The sequence below is a fragment of the Aeromicrobium endophyticum genome (assembly GCF_003586285.1).
Classification (GTDB): Bacteria; Actinomycetota; Actinomycetes; order Propionibacteriales; family Nocardioidaceae; genus Aeromicrobium; species Aeromicrobium endophyticum.
Map to the genome: position 1 here is coordinate 1,965,025 of NZ_QUBR01000001.1, position 16,935 is coordinate 1,981,959.

At 71.5% G+C, this 16,935-nt stretch carries 16 protein-coding genes and 1 tRNA gene; 13 read left to right on the forward strand and 4 right to left on the reverse strand.

Annotation, left to right across the window (positions count from 1 at the left end; genetic code table 11):
- Positions 1-228: 228 nt before the first annotated feature.
- Both DX116_RS09750 and DX116_RS09755 read right to left on the reverse strand, forming a co-directional pair.
- The gene (locus tag DX116_RS09750) at positions 229-1,551 is read right to left on the reverse strand and encodes a D-arabinono-1,4-lactone oxidase (RefSeq protein WP_233556629.1); all 1,323 of its coding nucleotides are present in this window, start codon (positions 1,549-1,551) and stop codon (positions 229-231) included.
- The gene (locus DX116_RS09755; protein ID WP_119703895.1) at positions 1,544-2,707 is read right to left on the reverse strand and encodes an alanine racemase; all 1,164 of its coding nucleotides are present in this window, start codon (positions 2,705-2,707) and stop codon (positions 1,544-1,546) included. Before DX116_RS09755 ends, DX116_RS09750 begins: the two co-directional genes overlap by 8 nt.
- A gap of 110 nt (positions 2,708-2,817) precedes the next feature.
- Between DX116_RS09755 and DX116_RS09760 the strand changes: the two genes are divergently transcribed.
- From DX116_RS09760 to DX116_RS09795, 9 genes are all read left to right on the forward strand, one after another.
- Positions 2,818-2,890, forward strand: a tRNA-Thr gene (locus tag DX116_RS09760).
- 234 nt (positions 2,891-3,124) lie between these two features.
- Positions 3,125-4,105, forward strand: coding sequence for a helix-turn-helix transcriptional regulator (locus DX116_RS09765; protein WP_158591962.1), 981 nt, complete (start codon positions 3,125-3,127; stop codon positions 4,103-4,105).
- Between the two features lie 143 nt (positions 4,106-4,248).
- On the forward strand, positions 4,249-4,488 hold the full coding sequence (locus DX116_RS19930; protein WP_158591963.1) for a hypothetical protein: 240 nt from the start codon (positions 4,249-4,251) through the stop codon (positions 4,486-4,488).
- Entirely contained in the window at positions 4,485-6,044 is a 1,560-nt protein-coding gene (locus tag DX116_RS09770; RefSeq protein WP_119703897.1) for a sodium:solute symporter family protein, read from the forward strand. The genes DX116_RS19930 and DX116_RS09770 overlap by 4 nt, the downstream gene beginning before the upstream one ends.
- Positions 6,041-6,934, forward strand: coding sequence for an alpha/beta fold hydrolase (locus DX116_RS09775; RefSeq protein ID WP_119703898.1), 894 nt, complete (start codon positions 6,041-6,043; stop codon positions 6,932-6,934). Before DX116_RS09770 ends, DX116_RS09775 begins: the two co-directional genes overlap by 4 nt.
- Entirely contained in the window at positions 6,931-8,163 is a 1,233-nt protein-coding gene (locus DX116_RS09780) for a YlbE family protein (protein ID WP_119703899.1), read from the forward strand. The genes DX116_RS09775 and DX116_RS09780 overlap by 4 nt, the downstream gene beginning before the upstream one ends.
- A complete protein-coding gene (locus tag DX116_RS09785) occupies positions 8,160-9,479 on the forward strand; it encodes an amidase (RefSeq protein WP_119703900.1) in 1,320 nt (439 codons plus the stop codon). The genes DX116_RS09780 and DX116_RS09785 overlap by 4 nt, the downstream gene beginning before the upstream one ends.
- A gap of 74 nt (positions 9,480-9,553) precedes the next feature.
- Positions 9,554-9,670: a DUF2277 family protein gene (locus DX116_RS09790; protein WP_119703901.1), complete on the forward strand. Its 117-nt coding sequence runs from the start codon at positions 9,554-9,556 to the stop codon at positions 9,668-9,670.
- Positions 9,671-9,803: 133 nt separating this feature from the next.
- Positions 9,804-10,547, forward strand: a complete 744-nt coding sequence (locus tag DX116_RS09795) for a UbiA family prenyltransferase (protein WP_199715983.1) — start codon at positions 9,804-9,806, stop codon at positions 10,545-10,547.
- On the opposite strand, the gene mmuM is transcribed toward DX116_RS09795, so the two are convergent.
- Positions 10,530-11,468: a homocysteine S-methyltransferase gene (mmuM, locus tag DX116_RS09800; protein WP_119703903.1), complete on the reverse strand. Its 939-nt coding sequence runs from the start codon at positions 11,466-11,468 to the stop codon at positions 10,530-10,532. The two genes, DX116_RS09795 and mmuM, sit on opposite strands and share 18 nt — an antisense overlap.
- A gap of 97 nt (positions 11,469-11,565) precedes the next feature.
- Between mmuM and DX116_RS09805 the strand changes: the two genes are divergently transcribed.
- On the forward strand, positions 11,566-13,104 hold the full coding sequence (locus DX116_RS09805; protein ID WP_119703904.1) for an MFS transporter: 1,539 nt from the start codon (positions 11,566-11,568) through the stop codon (positions 13,102-13,104).
- A 4-nt stretch (positions 13,105-13,108) separates the two neighbouring features.
- A complete protein-coding gene (locus DX116_RS09810; RefSeq protein WP_119703905.1) occupies positions 13,109-13,789 on the forward strand; it encodes a TetR/AcrR family transcriptional regulator in 681 nt (226 codons plus the stop codon).
- A gap of 124 nt (positions 13,790-13,913) precedes the next feature.
- Here the strand turns inward: DX116_RS09810 and DX116_RS09815 are convergent, their stop codons facing one another.
- Positions 13,914-14,621 carry a PaaX family transcriptional regulator C-terminal domain-containing protein gene (locus DX116_RS09815; RefSeq protein ID WP_119703906.1) on the reverse strand — a complete coding sequence of 236 codons (708 nt, stop codon included), beginning with the start codon at positions 14,619-14,621 and terminating at the stop codon, positions 13,914-13,916.
- Between the two features lie 69 nt (positions 14,622-14,690).
- Between DX116_RS09815 and DX116_RS09820 the strand changes: the two genes are divergently transcribed.
- Together DX116_RS09820 and DX116_RS09825 are read left to right on the forward strand one after the other, a co-directional pair.
- Entirely contained in the window at positions 14,691-16,331 is a 1,641-nt protein-coding gene (locus DX116_RS09820) for an acyl-CoA dehydrogenase family protein (protein WP_119703907.1), read from the forward strand.
- Between the two features lie 27 nt (positions 16,332-16,358).
- The gene (locus DX116_RS09825) at positions 16,359-16,922 is read left to right on the forward strand and encodes a dihydrofolate reductase family protein (protein WP_119703908.1); all 564 of its coding nucleotides are present in this window, start codon (positions 16,359-16,361) and stop codon (positions 16,920-16,922) included.
- Positions 16,923-16,935: the final 13 nt, after the last annotated feature.

Sequence of the window (16,935 nt, forward strand, 5' to 3'; positions counted from 1 at the left end):
AGGACGGGCGGGGTGTCGTCAGTGACGACAGCGGCGGCAGACGGCGCCGGTGACCGGTGTGCTCATGTCGCCGACGGTAGGTCGGCTCGGGTCGGCGGAGCGGGCGTGTCACGACGTGGACGGGCGCCAGGAGCCAGGTCATCCGTGCTATCCGGAGAAGCGGAGAAGCGCATACATGCGGGCGGTCGATCCGGTGCGCTTCTCCGCACTTCTGGGCTGGGGACGAGGTCAGCCGAGGACGCGGTCGAGGTAGGGGTTGCTGAACGTCCGGCCCGGGTCGAGCTCGTCGCGCACGGCCACGAAGTCGTCGAAGCGGCGGTACGTCCGCCGGAGGTACGAGGCGTCGAGCGAGTGGAGCTTGCCCCAGTGCGGGCGGCCCTCGTGGGCGGTGAAGATGTCCTGCACGGCGGCGAAGTAGTCGCGGTAGTCGCTGCGCCAGTACTGGTGCACCGCGACGTAGCAGTTGTCGCGCTCGTGGCCGGTCGACATCCAGACGTCGTCGGCAGCGGTGAAGCGCACCTCGATCGGGAACGAGATGGCCTCGTGCCCGGCGCCGAACCACGACGCCAGCTCGCCGAGCACGTGCGGCAGCGCCTCGCGGGGCATCGCGAACTCCGACTCGCGGAAGCGCACGTCGCGCGACGACACGAACACCTCGAACGAGTCGTCGACGTACTCGCGCGCCGACAGCACCGAGGCCGCGACGGCGTTGACCCGCGGGATCCACGACCGCTGGCGCGACACGACGCGGTTGAGGCCCTCGAAGGCGACGTTGCTCAGCAGCTCGTCGTCGACCCAGCGCCGCACGCGTCCGAGCGGCTGCTTGGGGGCGCCGTCGGGGACGCGGTTGTTGCGCTTGGTCAGCGTCTTGGTGGTGTGCGGGAACCAGTAGAACTCGAAGTGGTCGTTGTCGTCGACGAGTGGGCCGAGCTGCTCCAGCACCGCCGGCAGGGCCATGGGCTCCTCGCGGGCGTGCAGCAGGAAGGCGGGCACGCACTGCAGCGTGACCTCGGTGACGATCCCCAGCGCGCCCAGCGTCACCCGGCCGGCCCCGAACCACGGGTGCTGCTCGTCGATCTCGAGCACCTCGCCCGCGGCGGTGACGAGCTGGACGCCGACGACCGCCGCCGAGATGCCGAACAGGCGTCCGCCCGTGCCGTGGGTGCCGGTCGAGATCGCGCCGGCGACCGACTGCGGGTCGACGTCGCCGAGGTTGGGCAGGGCCAGTCCGCGCGCGAGCAGCAGCGGGTTGAGGTCGTGCAGCGAGATGCCGGCCTGCACGCGCACCCGGGCCGTGTCTGCGTCGACCGCGACGATCGAGGCCATGCGGTCGAGGCGCACCAGGACGCCGTCGGTGGCACCGATCGCCGTGAACGAGTGGCTGGCGCCGATCGCCTTGACCGAGTGCCCTGCGGCGACGGCGTGCTGGACGACCTCCGCGACCTCGGCGGTCGACGCCGGGTGCGCGACGTGCACGGGGTGCGACTCGGCGCTGCGGCCCCAGTTGGTCCAGTGGTGGCGCCCTGCCTGCTGCACGGCCTGCTCAGCCAAAGTTCTTCCCTTCGCCTCGGTAGGTCGGCACGACGTCGACGGAGCCGGACGCCTCGACGACCGCGACGGCGTCGAAGCGCTCGCACATCTCACCGGCCTTCGCGTAGCGCATCACGACGCGGTCGCCGATCGACAGGTCACGGGCGGCGCGGCCCTTGACGGGGCTCTGCACCTCGCCGGCACCCTCGGTGCCGATGGGGCTGAGTCCCTGCGGCCAGGTGGGCAGGGGCTGACGGTTCTTGTTGGTCGGGCCCGAGGCGATGTAGCCGCCGGCGAACAGCGTGGCGATGTCCTTGGCCGGCTTGCGGACGACCGAGAGCACGAAGTACGCGGCGGGCCGCGACTCGAAGGCGTCGTAGCCGTCGAAGAGGACGGGCGAGAACAGGCCGGAGCCGGCGGTCAGCTCGGTGATCGCCGGGTCCTCGCCGGTGACCTCGAGGCTTCCCGTGCCGCCGGCGTTGACGATCTCGAGCTCGGCGTGCTCACCGACGGCACGCACGACCGCGCCGCGCCGCTCGAGCAGCTCGGCCGCCGAGCGGCGCTTGACCAGGCGCACCGCGCGCGAGGAGTCGGGCAGCCCGGCGATCTGGGCGTCGTAGAACATCACCCCCACCAGGTCGAAGCCGCGCCGCTGCTCGATCGCCGCAGCCAGGCGGCGAGCCTGACGGGCGGTGTGGACGGGGGAGCGGCGCACGCCGAGGTGGATCGGGCCGAGCTTCAGCGACGCGTCGACGTCGATGCAGACGCGGATGGCCGGGTGGTCGGCGCCGATGAGAGCGTCGATGTGGTCGAGCGACTCGGTGCTGTCGACCATCACCGTGACGGCGGCGCGACGTTGGTCGTCGGCCACGAGGTCGAGCAGGGCCGCGCGGCTCGCGGTGGGGTAGGCCAGCAGGATGTCGTCGAAGCCGTGGTCGGCGAGCCAGTTCGACTCGGCCAGCGAGTACGACATGACGCCCGCGAAGCCGTCGCGCGCCAGCGTCTGCTCGATGATCGACCGCACGCGCACCGACTTGCTGGCCACGCGGATCGGCACCCCGCCTGCTCGGCGCACGAGGTCGTCGGCATTGGCCCACAGAGCCGGCGCGTCGACGAGGGCGAACGGTGTCTCGATCTGGCTCGTCGCGTCGAGCAGCCGCTCGAAGGAGGCATCCATCCGGTCAGTATCCCGCAGGCGAGGATCATGCCGGGGCGTCGACGTCGGTACCTGTGTGCCGGGAGCGAGGCCGTGGCCCCCTACGATGGAGGCTCGGGCCTGGCCCGTACGCCTCTGTAGCTCAGTCGGTAGAGCGCCTTACTTGTAATAAGGATGTCGCGGGTTCGAATCCTGTCGGAGGCTCCGATGCGACATCCCGCACGCGACGCGAAGGATGACGGCTCCCCTTGCCTCGCGCGTGGGTGAGCGGCCCGCCGAGGGCAGCCGCCAGGACTGAGGCGGGTCGAATCGCCTGTCCTGCTCATCACCGCTCCCGTGAAAGCGCATGTCGCGGCCTCGATCGAACTACCATCGAGTACGGACCATGCGACCCGTGATGACCGACGAGGCGCAGCGACAAGGCGGGAGATGCCTGGGATGGCTGCCGGACCCCGCAACGTCTCGCTCGTGTCGACGCCGTCGGCCGACGTCCTCGAGAGGGCAGAGCGTCTGGTCGGGCTGCTCAAGGACCTCGTGCGCTGCGACGCGATCGCGCTGAGCGCCGTCAACCCCTTCGAGGCCGATCCGCACCACGAGCTGCTCGCTGCCGATGGATATCCGGCTGCGCCGCTGCGAGCCCTGCTGAGCGACTTCGTGCCCGAGAGCGACAACCCGGGGTTCCGGGTGACTCGCAACGAGGTGCGTACCGGGCTCCGTTGGTCAGACCTCGCCCGCGACTGGGACGTCCACTTCGAGGCGACGAGCGTGGCCGAGCGCTACCTGCTTCCCGCGGGCTTCCACGAAGGTCTCTCGGCCTGTCTCTGGTTGCCCGACGGAACCCACGTGGGTGCCATCCACATGAACTGGGAGAACGCCCGCTCGGCGACCGACGAGCGGCGGCAGATCACGGAGCGTTTCCTCCCCCTCGTCGCGGAGGTCAGCAACGTGCTGCAGTCCCACCGTGTCGTGGCGGACGAGGTGCACGGTGATGCGCATGTCGCGCTGCTGGTCGCGTCGGGGCTCGACCACCACGTGCCAGGCCGCGACGTCGGCCCCGTGCTTCGGGCGGACGGCACGCTGTGGCCACGGCTTGTGGCGTCCCGCGGCGACCTTCGGGGTCGCTACCTGTGGATGGAGCCGGGCGGGACCTGCCACAGCATCGAGCTCACGGGCTGCGCCGGCGGCGTCGTGCTGGTGGCCGAACGTGAGGTCCCGCCACCGTACGGGCTGTCCGCTCGCGAGCTGGAGGTCGTCACGCTGCTGGCGACCGGCGCGAGCAACCCGGAGATCGCGCACACGCTGGTCGTGAGCCGTCGCACGGTGTCGACCCACGTCGAGCACGTCCTGGGCAAGCTCGGTGTGCCGTCGCGGGCCGGTGTCGCCGCTCGCGCGATCCGTGAGGGACTCCTGCTGCTGTAGCCGCCGATCGGTCGGCACCGCGTACGACAGGTCCTGCGAATACGTCAACTGACCGATGACCGGGCGGTCGCGGCGAACCTACGCTGCTGACTCCGCCGCACCGGTCCGTCAGCATGGCCGGTCTGACCGCAAGGGATCCGCGCATGAGACCAGCACCCGCCTCGCCGACCACCCGGGCGGCAGCGCCCTTCGTGGCCCTGTTCGCCCTGATCTACGCCATCGCGCTCCTGCCGCCGGTGTACGTCGGACTCACCCGGCAGCACGGCCTGATCGCCGCCGTCCCGGTCTCGGTCTGGTACCTCCTGATCGTCTCGGCAGCCGCCATCGCCGCGACGACCGGGCTCTGGGTCGCCGAGCGACGTCGAGGGGAGCTGGACCGATGACGATCACCTTCGGCGCGCTCGCCCTCTTCTTCGCCCTGATCGTCACGGTGCTGCACCGGACCAACCGTCGCGGCGACGTGGCGGACTTCAGCAACTACGCCGTGGGCGAACGCTCCTTCTCCAGCTGGTTCGTGTCGATGGCCTACACGAACTCGTGGTGGCCGGGCTCGACCTTCACGGCGGTCTTCGGCCTGACCGTGGCCAGCGGCGTCATCGGCCTGTACTTCCTCGTGTACTCCGTGCTGGGTGTCATCGCGATGTACTTCATCGCGCGACCCGTCTGGAGGTGGGGCAAGCAGTTCGACCTGCGCACCCAGGCGGACCTGCTCGCGCTGCGCTACAAGAGCCAGAGCCTCAAGCTGGTCGCGAGCGCCATCAGCGTCGTCGCGCTGGTGCCGTGGCTGATCCTCGGACTCATCGCCATGGGGTCGGTCATCCAGTGGGCATCACTGGGACGCCTGTCCGACGCGGACTCCATCCTGATCGGCATCCTGGTCCTCGTCGTCCGCCAGTTCTGGACCGTCCAGATGGGCATGCACGGCCTGATCGTCACCGACATGGTGCAGGGGATCGTCGCCTACGTCGGCTCGGCGCTGCTGTGCCTCGGACTCCTCGTGTTCTACTTCGGCGGGCTGGGCAACCTGGACAAGCTGAGCGACGCACAGCTGACGCTGCCCGGGTTCGGGTCCGACAGCGGCGGGCTGTACTACTTCGGGATCGTCACGGCAGGGATCGTCGGCAGCCTGTGCTGGCCCATGATCTTCACGCGCATCTACACCGCTGCCAGCGTCAGGGAGGTCAAGACCGGCGCGTTGCAGACCATGGTCATCGGCTTCGTGTTCTGCGTGCTGCTCATGCTGGTCGCCCTCTGCGTCGCGCCTCTGCCGTTCGCGGCGGCGAACCCGGTGTCGTCGTTCTTCGCGTTGGCGCAGGACGCGGGCGGGACGTGGTTGCTGGCGGCGGCGCTCGTCATCGTCTTCGCGGCGGGCATGGGCTTCGTCGACGGGGTGACGCAGGCGATCGGCACGCAGGTGGCCAACGACATCGTGGGCGTGGTCCGGCCGCTCAGCGACAAGCAGGAGCTGATCCTGGCCAAGGTGGCGATGGCGGCCACCGCGGTGGTGGCCGCAGTCATCGCCTACCGCATCTACGACTCGCCGAACCTCGCGGGAGTCACCCAGCTGGCGTACCAGGCCATCATCCAGCTGGCGGTGCCGATCTTCGGTGGCCTGGCCTGGCGTCGCGGCACCCGTGAGGGCGCCATGGCCGGCCTGCTCGTCGGGGCGGCGGTCGCCCTGGTGCTCACCCTGCCCTACATGGACGCCGGCGGCGCGGTCCCGTGGCTGGAGGGCCTCGGCTCCGGGCTCGTGGGACTCGTCGCGAACCTGGCGGTCTTCGTGGGCGTGAGCATGTCCCGTCCGAGCGACGCCGCCGAGCTGGCGCGGGTGGACGAGCTCTTCCGATCCACGCGCGAGCTGCACCCCGACGAGCCCCGGCTCGCCCCCGCCACGCACGACATCCCGGTATCCCACCCCGACAGCAAGGACGCATCATGAGCAGCTTCGACCAGACGATCCTCATCCCGCACCTCGGAGGGTCCTCGATCGGCGCCACCTTCGGACGACCGTACGACCCGGACCTGCCGACGGTCGTGCTCATCAACTCGTACACGACCTCGTCCGAGCTCTACCGCTCGCAGTTCGACGACGAGGCCCTCAACGAGGCGGTGAACCTGATAGCGCTCGAGCCCTACGGTCACGGCCGTACGCGGTCCGCCTACCCCCAGTTCACCTACTGGGACAGCGCGATCGCGAACCTCCAGGTGCTGGCCGCCCTCGGCATTGGCCGTGCCTTCGTCGTCGGCACCTCCCAGGGTGGGTGGATCGCGGTCCGCATGGCACTGCTGGCGCCAGAGGTCGTGCAGGGCGTGATGCCGCTGGGGACGTCGATGGACGTCGAGAGCCAGCGCAGCCGAGACCTGGGGTGCTGGGACGGCCCGGCGTTCTGCACACCGTTCATCGAGGAGTTCGGCGACCCGGTCGGTGAGGACTGGGTGGTGCCGGACCAGTTCGTCGACGACACCTTCGATGCTGCGCTGGGCGGTCTGAGCGAGCAGGAGAGGTCGCGCTGGCTGCGGGTCTACGAGACGAACTATGCGGGCGACGCAGGGCGTCATCGGCTGCGGCTGTGCACGATCAACCTGCGGGACCGCGACGGTCTTCACGGGCGGCTCGGCGACGTGAAGGCTCCGGTCCTGTGGCTGCACGGGAGCGCGGACCAGGTGTACTCCGTCGCCAACGCCGAGGCGGAGATCGGGTTGTTCTCCGGTGCCGCCGATGCACGACTCGAGGTCGTCGAGGGCGGACATCACTTCCTGAGCGCCTCGAAGCCTGCCGAGGTCAACGCGGCGCTGCGGCGATTCGTCTCGACCTGGGCAGCCCGATGAGTGACCCGAACGACGTCGCCGTGCGGGCCATGCTCGCCGCCACCCCCGTGCTGCGAGATGTCGTGCCGGCCGTCGACGCGCTCCCAGGCATGACGCCACGAACGATCCTGACCTCGGGCGCGCCCCTGCCGTGGTCGGCCTACTCCGGTGGGCAGCGTCGTGCGATCCTCGGGGCTGCCCTCTTCGAGGGCCTCGCCGGCACCCCGGCCGAGGCCGATGATCTGTTGAGCCGTGGCGAGATCCTCGTGCAACCGTGCCATGACCACGGTTGCGTGGGCTCGGTCACCGGAGTGACCTCCGCATCGATGCCGGTCCTCGTCGTGGAGGACGCGGTCACGGGACGTCGAGGACACTGCGTGGTGTACGAGGGGAGTGCGCGCGAGCGGCTCACCTACGGCGTGTGGAACGAGTCCGTGCATCGGCGCCTCCTGTGGATCAGGGACGTGCTCGCCCCCGTGCTGTCGACCGCGCTACGGAGCGCGGGCGGGGTCCCGCTGCGTCCTGTCGTGCGTCGAGCGCTCGGGATGGGAGACGACCTGCACAGCCGCAACACGGCTGCGACGGCCGTGTTCTTCCAGCAGATGTACGGCCCGATCATCGAGACGAACGGCTGGTCGGACTCGACCAGCGACGTCCTGGCCTTCATCAGCCAGAACGACCTGTTCTTCCTCCACGTGGGCATGGCCGCGGGCAAGTGCATCGCGGACACGGCCAGCGGCACCACCGGCAGCACCATCGTCACCGCGATGGCGCTCAACGAGAAGGAGTTCGCCATCCGCACGGCCGGGACCGGGGACAGGTGGTTCCGCGCGCCTCTTCCGACACTCGATGCGAAGCTCTTCGACGGGATCCGTCCGGAGGACACCGCCTTCATGGGCGGCGAGAGTCTCATCACCGAGACGGTCGGCCTCGGCGGGCTGGCGGCGGCCGCCGCCTTCTCCCTCCAGGACTACAGCGGCGGCACCGCCGAAGGCATGGTGCGCACCACGGAGGCGATGTACGCCATCACGCGAGCCGAGCACCCGGAGTGGCGCATCCCCTACCTGGGCTTCCGGGGAGTGCCGTTCGGCATCGATGCCCAGCTCGTTGCCAGGACGGGCGTGACACCACGCATCCACATGGGAGCGGCCCTGCGCGACGGCGGGCACGCCGGGGCCGGGTTGTTGATCGCACCGGTCGAGCCGTTCCAGGCAGCGGCGAGTGCCCTCGAGGGGCCGGATCCTGCATGAAGCGGGGGTACTTCGCGACCCGTTCGATCACCGACGTGGCGGACGGGCTGCGGGCGGGGCGCTGCTCGTCGGTTCAGCTCGTCGATCGAGCCCTCCACGATGCCGCCAGGTGGCAACCGTCGATCAATGCCTTCGCGACGATCGACGTGGCGGGCGCCCGAGAAGCGGCCTTGACGGCCGATCGGGAGCTGGCTCGCGGGGTGGATCGAGGACCGCTGCACGGCGTGCCCGTCGCGGTGAAGGACATGATCGACGTGAGAGGGCTGCCGACCGGGGCTGGATCTCTCCACTTCGCCGGCCGCACGGCGTCGACTGACGCCGACTGCGTCTCGGCGCTGCGCGAAGCCGGCGCGATCATCGTCGGCAAGACCACGACGCACGAGGTCGCCAACGGGCCGACGGGTGATCGGTCGGCCACAGGGCCGACGCGCAATCCGTCGTCGGTCGATCGCATGGCGGGAGGATCGAGCAGCGGCTCGGCTGCCGCGGTGGCGGCCGGCGTCGTCCCCGCAGCGCTGGGGACCGATACCGGCGGATCGGTGCGCATCCCCGCGGCCATGTGTGGGGTCGTCGGACTCCGGCCCAGCCAGTCCGCACTCAGCACCGCCGGCGTCCAGCCCTTGGCGCCGTCCATGGACACCGTCGGGCTCCTGGCGCGGAGTGCGGCCGACGCCCGCTGCCTGTGGGAGGCGTTGACCGGCCGTCATCCGTCACCCGCGCCGCGCCGGCGTCCGCCGCGCATCGGCTGGATCTCGCCCGGGCAGGTGCACCCCACCGATTCCTCGGTCGAGCGCGTCGCACGAGGTGCCGTCCGTGCCTGGGTCGTCGAGGAGGTCACGATGCCGGTCGCCGCCGATCTGCGGGCCGCGTACCAGGTGATCCAGGGCCGAGAGGCCCACGAGGTCCACGCCGGCCGACTCTCTGCCGCCCCGGAGCTGTTCGACGTCGAGGTACGAGACCGCCTCCGTCGCGGCGGCCGACACACCGACGCCCAGCTGCTGGAGGCGCGGACGATCCGTCAGGACGGGCGACGCGCTCTGGAAGCGCTCCTCGACCGGTTCGACTTCCTGGCCCTGCCCACGGTCCCGCTGCGGACGCCGCTGGTCGACGCGCGTGAGGTCGATGTAGAGGGCACCGTCGTCGACGTCCCGCGCGCCCTCCTCGCGCTGACCTCCCCGTGGAGCATGACGGGGACCCCCAGCCTGTCCCTCCCCGCAGGCACGGTGGAGGGGCTGCCGGTCGGCGTCCAGCTGATCGCCCGGCTCGGCGCGGAGGCAGATCTGCTGTCGATGGGCGACATCCTGGGTGAAAGGTGACGGTGGCGTCGCGGTCAGTCCACTCTTCTTCTGCGCCGCACCCCCTGCCGGAGTTTCGCGACTACAGTCGCCGCATGTGCCGAAAGATCCGGGTGCTCCACGACTTCGAGCCGGCGACCGCCGATGACGAGGTCCGCGAGGCGGCGCTGCAGTTCGTGCGCGAGGTCCGCATCCGTACGGCAGTGCAGTAGGCGTCGTCGAGTGGTGCGTTCCGGGTCCCGAGTGGTGCGGATCGGTCGGACACGCCGTCCCAGAACGTCCACACCGCACCACTCGCGGGTGGGGGGTCTGGCCCGAGCGAGTCATCCGGGGCCGGCGGGCGCCGTGACGGTCGCGGCGATGCTGCTCGCCGCGACGTGGGACGCCTCGGCCCTTCACGTCGTCCTGATCGGCGTCGCTGCGCTGGCGGGTCAGCTGACGGTCGGCTGGTCCAACGACCTCGTCGACCGCGATCGTGACCGGCGCTCCGGCCGGCGCGACAAGCCTCTGGTCACCGGCGACGTCGGGGCGGCGACCGTGCGGACGGCGATCGTCGTGGCCGCGGTCGTCTGCGGCATCGCGTCGCTGTCGCTGGGTGCGCGGCCGGGCGGGCTGCACCTGGCGCTGGTCGCGACCGGCTGGGCCTACAACCTGGGCCTGAAGCGCACGGTGCTGTCGTGGGCGCCCTACGCGGTCTGCTTCGGCGGGCTGCCGGTGGTCGTGTCGCTGGCGTCGCGCGGCGAGCCCGGGCCGTGGTGGATCCTGGTCGCCGGCGCGCTGCTGGGTGTCGGGGCCCACCTGGTCAACGCGGTGCCCGACCTCGAGGACGACCGGCGCACCGGTGTCGTCGGCCTGCCGCACCGCCTGGGTGCCGCCCGCTCGATCGACCTCGCCACCGCGCTGCTGCTGGCCGGCACCGTCGTCACGGTCGTGGCGCCCACCGGAGGTGTGGACGTCGTCGGTCTCGTGGTGCTGGGTGCGTGCGCCGCGCTCCTGGTCGCAGGCCGTGTGCTGCCGGGCCGCGCCTCGTTCCGCGCGGCGATGGGCATCGCGCTGGTCGACGTCGTCGCGCTACTGCTGCGGAGCTGACCGGCCGAGGGTCGCCGCGAGGGCCGAGATGTGATCCGGCCCGACCTCGCAGCACCCGCCGACGAGTCGTGCGCCGGCCTCGATCCACGACGGCACGAGGTCGAGGTCGAACGAGGCACGCCCCGTCCAGGCGTGCCCCTCGGCGTCCCACGTGCGTCCTTGGTTGGGGTAGGCGACACCGGCCGGGACCCCTGCTGCGCGCACGGCCAGCAGGGCGTCCAGCACCTCGTCGGGGGCGCAGCAGTTGACGCCCGCCGCGATGATCGAGCTGCTGCCCGCCGCCACCGCGAAGGCGTCGTCGAGCGGCTGACCGGCGCGCGTGCGCCCGTCCGCGACGGTGTACGAGAACCACGCGTCGACGCCGAGGTCGTCGAGCAGGGGCACCAGCACCTCGGCCTCGCGGACGTCGGGGATCGTCTCGACCGCCAGGACGTCGGGGGAGGCGGCGGCCAGCACCTCGAGGCGCCGCGCGTGGAAGTCGCGCAGCGTCCGTGCGCTCACGCCGTAGTCGCCGCGGTACTCCGAGCCGTCGGCCAGGGCGGCGCCGTAGGGGCCGACCGATGCGGCGACCCAGGTCGGAGCCTCGCTCGTGGCGGCGTCCTGGGCCTGCCGAGCGAGCCGGACGCTGTCGCCGATGAGGCGGTCGGCCTCCTCGGGCGACATCCCCGTGGAGCCGAACCCGTCACGGCTGGCCTGGTAGCTCGCGGTGGTCGAGACCTGCGCGCCTGCGGCGAGGTACCGCCGGTGCGCGGCGACGACCTGGTCGGGTGAGTCGCTCAGGAGGGCGGCCGTCCAGAGGTCGGACGACAGGTCGCACCCCGCCTCGGCCAGGACGACCGACAGACCGCCGTCCAGGACCACGACGGTGTCTGCCTGGACGGCGCGGCGCAGCGTGGTGGACGAGGCAGTACCGGAGCTCATGGCCCCACGGTAGTCAGGGCCGGAGGATGGTGATGTTGACACCGACAACATGATGCCTCACGATCGATGTTGACACCGTCTACTTCGAGGAGCCTCCATGGTCCGCAAGCCGCTCGTCCTGCTCACCGTGTGCCTCGCGGCGCTCACCATCAACCTCAGCGCGATGGTCGTCAACATCGCGCTGCCGACGCTCGCCGAGGACCTCGACGCCAGCACGCGCTCGCTGCTGTGGATCGTCGACGGCTACAACCTCGCCTTCGCCGCCCTGGTGCTGGCCATGGGCAGCCTGTCGGACCGCTTCGGCCGTCGTCCGGCCCTCGTCGTGGGACTGCTGGGCTTCGCGACCAGCAGCGCCGCCGCCGCGATGGTCGACAGCAGCACCGCCCTGATCGCCCTGCGGTTCGTGATGGGCGCGTTCGCGGCACTCATCTTCCCGACGACGCTGTCGATCATCGCCAACACCTTCACCGAGCGGCGCGAGCGGGCCTCGGCGCTGGGGCTGTGGGGTGCGTCGGTCGGCATCGGCGTGGCCCTCGGTCCGGTGGGCGGCGGCATCCTGCTGACCCACTTCTCGTGGCACAGCGTCTTCTGGGCGCTCGTGCCCGTCAGCCTGCTGACGGTGGCGATGGCGGTGGCCTTCGTGCCGGAGTCGCGCGACGTGACCGTCCCGCGGATCGACCGCCCCGGGTTCGTGGTGTCGGTGGCCGCGCTCGGCACCCTGACCTGGACCATCATCGAGGCGCCCGCGCACGGGTGGGCGAGCACGTCCACGATCGCGGGTCTCGTGGCCGCGGCAGCGCTGATCGTCGCCTTCGTGCTGGTCGAGCGAGCGGTGGAGCACCCCATGATCGACGTGACGCTGTTCCTCGACCGCCGGTTCAGCGCAGCCTGTGCCGCGGTGACCATCGCCTTCTTCGCGCTGTTCGGCTTCGTCTTCCTGATCACCCAGTTCTTCCAGTTCGTGCGCGACTACTCGGCGCTCGAGACGGGCCTGAGGTTCCTCCCGGTCGCGGTGTCGATCGCGGCGGCGTCGATCGTCGGCGGGCTGCTGGCGCCGCGGTGCGGCACGAAGGCCGTCGTCACCCCGGGGCTGCTGATGATGGCGGTCTCGTTCCTGTGGATCTCGACGATCGGCGCCGACGTGCCGTTCGCGACCGTCGTCGTGCCGCAGATGATCCTGCTGGGCGGAGGCATCGGCCTGGTCAGCACGCCGGCGACCGAGTCGATCATGCAGGTGCTGCCGCCGGCCCGGGCCGGGGTCGGCTCGGCCGTCAACGACGCGACGCGCGAGCTGGGCGGCACCCTCGGGGTCGCGGTGGTCGGCTCGCTGTTCTCGTTCCAGTACGGCGAGCGGGTCGTGAGCCTGCTGGGCGACCGGGTCGACGTCGCCACCAGCGCACGGGCCGCCGACTCGGTCGGCTTCGCGCACGTGCTGGCGCAGCGGGTGCCGGGGCTCGAGCGCGCCGTCGACACCGCGTTCCTCGACGGGTTCGGCATGGCGTGCACCGTCGTCGGGGTGCTGTGCCTCGTCGGAGCGCTCATCGCCCTGGTCTCGCTGCCCGGCGACCGCTACGACCCGCTCGCCGAGGCCGACCTCGTCGCGGTGCCCAGCGGTGGGGGTGGGTCGATACGGTGACGCCATGACGTCGTCCTCGTACCACCACGGCAACCTGCGCGAGGCCCTGGTCGGGGCCGCCGTGGACGCCGCACGGGTGGGCGGCCCGGACGGGGTCGCGCTGCGCGAGCTCGCCCGCACGGTCGGGGTCTCCCACAGCGCGGCCTACCGGCACTTCTCGCACCGCGACGAGCTGCTCGCGGCGGTCGCGGCGCGCGGCATGGCCGAGCTCGTCGATGCCATGCAGCAGCGCGTCGACGCGGTCGAGCGTGTGCCCACCTCCGACGACGTCCTGCGGTCGCGGCGGCGGCTGATCGCCGTCGGTCAGGGCTACGTCGCCTTCGCGCTGAGCGAGCCGGGATTGTTCCGCTGCGCGTTCGCCGCGAAGGACGTCGCCCTGACCGCCGCCACCGACGACCCGCTCGTTGAGCCCGCCGCGAACCCGTACGGCCTGCTCAGCGAGACGCTCGACGGTCTGGTCGACGTCGGCTTCCTGTCGCCCGAGGCCCGCGAGGGTGCTGAGATGACGTGCTGGGCGGTGGTGCACGGCTTTGCGGCGCTGCACCTCGACGGTCCGCTGGGTGCCGTCGACGTGGCTGCCCGTGACGAGACGCTCGAGCACGTGCTCGCGGCGATCGACCGTTCCTACGCCGCCAGCTCCGGCACCCCCATTCGTCCCGAAGACGACATCTTCGCCCGCGGCTGAGCCGTCGGGGGCGTCAGCGAATGGTGCGCTTGTGTCCTCGAGTGGTGCGGTGTGGTCCGACACGCCGTCCCGAAGTGTCCGGATCGCACCACTCGCGGGCGGGGCGGGGCGGGGCCGCGGCGGGTCAGTCGCTGACGACCTCCTCGAGCTCGGCCAGGTAGCCGGCGTACGCACGGCGCGCCTCGGCGGCCGGCCAGTCCTGAGGCTGCAGCTCGTCGGGCAGCAGGGGATCGGTGGCCAGGTGCCGGACGAGGTGCGCGGCCACCGCCAACCGCCGGCCCGGTCCGGTGGTGCCGTCGAGCGCCGAGAGCACGTCGACGGTCTCGGCCGCCCAGCCACTCAGGTCCCACAGGTCGGCGGCCAGCCCGGCCGGGTCGTCGTCCGGCGTGGCCCTGAACAGGCGGACGTCGACCGACGAGAGGTCGGTGGTGGCACGGCGCAGGTTGGCCGGACGCATCCAGACCCCCTCGCGCAGCTCGGCCAGACGGGCGCCGGCCAAGTGTGTCCGCAGGGCGGCCCGATCGGTGCCGGGCCGTCCCGTCGTGACCACGACCGCGGTCTCCCAGCTGCCGTCCCACGGGACGACGGCCTCGTGGGCGTCCTGGCGGGCCCGGCGCTCGACGAGCCGTGGCCCGAGTCGGTAGCTCGTCCCGTCGCGCACCAGCTCGTCGGCGGCGACGGCTCGCGTGAGTGCCACGCGGACCGTGGCCGGGTTGATGTCGAGGTGCCGGGCCGCGGCGGCGAGCTGCGCGGCGGAGAGGCTGCGGGACGGGGTGCCGAGCAGCAGGCTGAGGATCGCCGAGCGCGCGGAGAGCGGTGGGAACTCGGGCACGTGTCCACTGTGCCACACGCCGCGTTACCGATTCATTGACAGTTGATACCTGAGGCGTAACATCGAGTCATGACGACGCACGAGGTGCTGAACCAGGTCCCGCCGCTGGTCGGCCACGACACCAGCGACGATCGCGCCCTGCGCGAGGGGCTCGAGCGCGAGGGCGCCGGGTGGGCGCTCGACGAGGTCTCCGAGCTCGGGCGGCTCGCCGGCACGGCCGAGGCCCAGCACCTGGGCCGGGTCGCCGAGCGCGACAAGCCGATCCTGCACACGCACGACCGCTACGGCCATCGCGTCGACGAGGTCGAGTACACGCCGGCCTACCACGAGCTGATGCGCACGGCCGTCTCCCACGGGCTGCACGGGGCCCCCTGGGGTGACGACCGCCCGGGCGCGCACGTCGCGCGGGCCGCCAAGTTCGCGGTCTGGAACGTCGACGCCGGCCACGGCTGCCCGATCTCGATGACGTACGCCGTGGTGCCGGCGCTGCGCTCGGCCCCGACGCTCTCGGCCCAGCTCGAGCCGCTGCTCACCAGCCGCGAGTACGACCCGGCTCTCCGCGACCCGGCGACCAAGCAGGGCCTGGTCGCGGGCATGTCGATGACCGAGAAGCAGGGCGGCTCCGACGTCCGCGCCAACACGACGACGGCCACCGAGCGCCCCGACGGGACGTTCGAGCTGGTCGGCCACAAGTGGTTCACCAGCGCGCCGATGTCCGACCTGTTCCTGACGTTGGCGCAGACCCCCTCCGGGCTCTCGTGCTTCATGGTGCCGCGCGTGCTGCCCGGCGGGGAGCGCAACCGCATGCAGCTCATGCGGCTCAAGGACAAGCTGGGCAACCGGTCGAACGCCTCGTCCGAGATCGAGTACGACGGTGCGTCCGGCTGGCTCGTCGGCGAGGAGGGGCGCGGCGTGCGGACGATCGTCGAGATGGTCAACATGACCCGGCTCGACTGCGTCATCGGGTCGAGCACCGCCATGCGGTCGGCCCTCGTGCAGGCGATGCACCACGCCCGGCACCGGTCGGCGTTCGGCGCCCGGCTGGCCGACCAGCCGCTGATGCGCAACGTGCTGGCCGACCTCGCGGTCGAGTCCGAGGCGGCCACGACGGCCATGATGCGGCTGGCAGGCGCGAACGACCGGGCCGTCCGCGGCGACGAGGGCGAGGCGGCCCTGCGTCGTATCGCGCTGGCGGTCACCAAGTACCACGTGTGCAAGCGGGCGCCGATGGTCGTCGGCGAGGCGCTCGAGTGCCTCGGTGGCAACGGCTACATCGAGGACTCCGACCTCCCGCGCATCTACCGCGAGGCGCCCCTGCTGTCGATCTGGGAGGGATCGGGCAACGTCGCCGCCCTCGACGCGCTGCGCGCCATGGCTCGCGAGCCGCAGACGCTCGACGCCTACTTCGGCGAGGTCGAGCAGGCCGAGGGATCCGACGCCCGGTTCGACGACGCACTCGCCCGGCTCAAGAAGGAGCTGACGTCGTTCGACGACATCGAGCACCGCGCACGCCGCGTCGTCGAGCAGCTGGCGACGGTCTTCCAGGGGTCGTTGCTGGTCCGTCACTCGCCGGCTGCCGTCGCCGACGCCTTCTGCGCCACGCGCCTCGGCGGCGACCACGGTGCCGCCTACGGCACCCTGCCGACGGGGCTCGACCTGACCGCGATCCTCGAACGGGCTTCCGCAGGCCTCCCGGTGATGGCAGGCTGAGAGCCGCCCGAGCCCCAGGAGTCCGCCATGCGTCCCCTCATCGTCACCTCGTTCGTGTCCCTCGACGGAGTCATGGAGGCGCCCGGCGGCGAGCCCGGCTACCGCAACGCCGGGTGGACGTTCAACGACGTCGAGTTCGTGCCCGAGGCCTACGAGATGAAGGGCCGCGAGCAGGCCGAGACCGGCGCGCTGCTGCTCGGACGGGTGTCGTACGAGGCGTTCGCCCCCGTCTGGCCGACGATGGACGACTTCGCCGGCTACAACGCGATGCCTCGCTACGTCGTGTCGACGACGCTCGGGTCGGACGACGCCCGCTGGCCGGCGACGGTGCTGCGGACGCTCGACGACGTCGCCGCCCTGAAGCAGACCGACGGCGGGCCGATCGCGGTGCACGGCAGCGCGACGCTGGCCAGGTCGCTCGCCGACGCGGGCCTGGTCGACCGCTACCACCTGCTGGTGTTCCCGCTGCTGCTCGGAGCCGGCAAGCGGCTGTGGAGCGACTCCGACATCGACACGACCAAGCTCCGGCTGGTCGAGCACGACGTCTACTCCAACGGCATCCAGAAGAACGTCTTCGACGTCGTCCGCTGAGCCGGTCACCTCA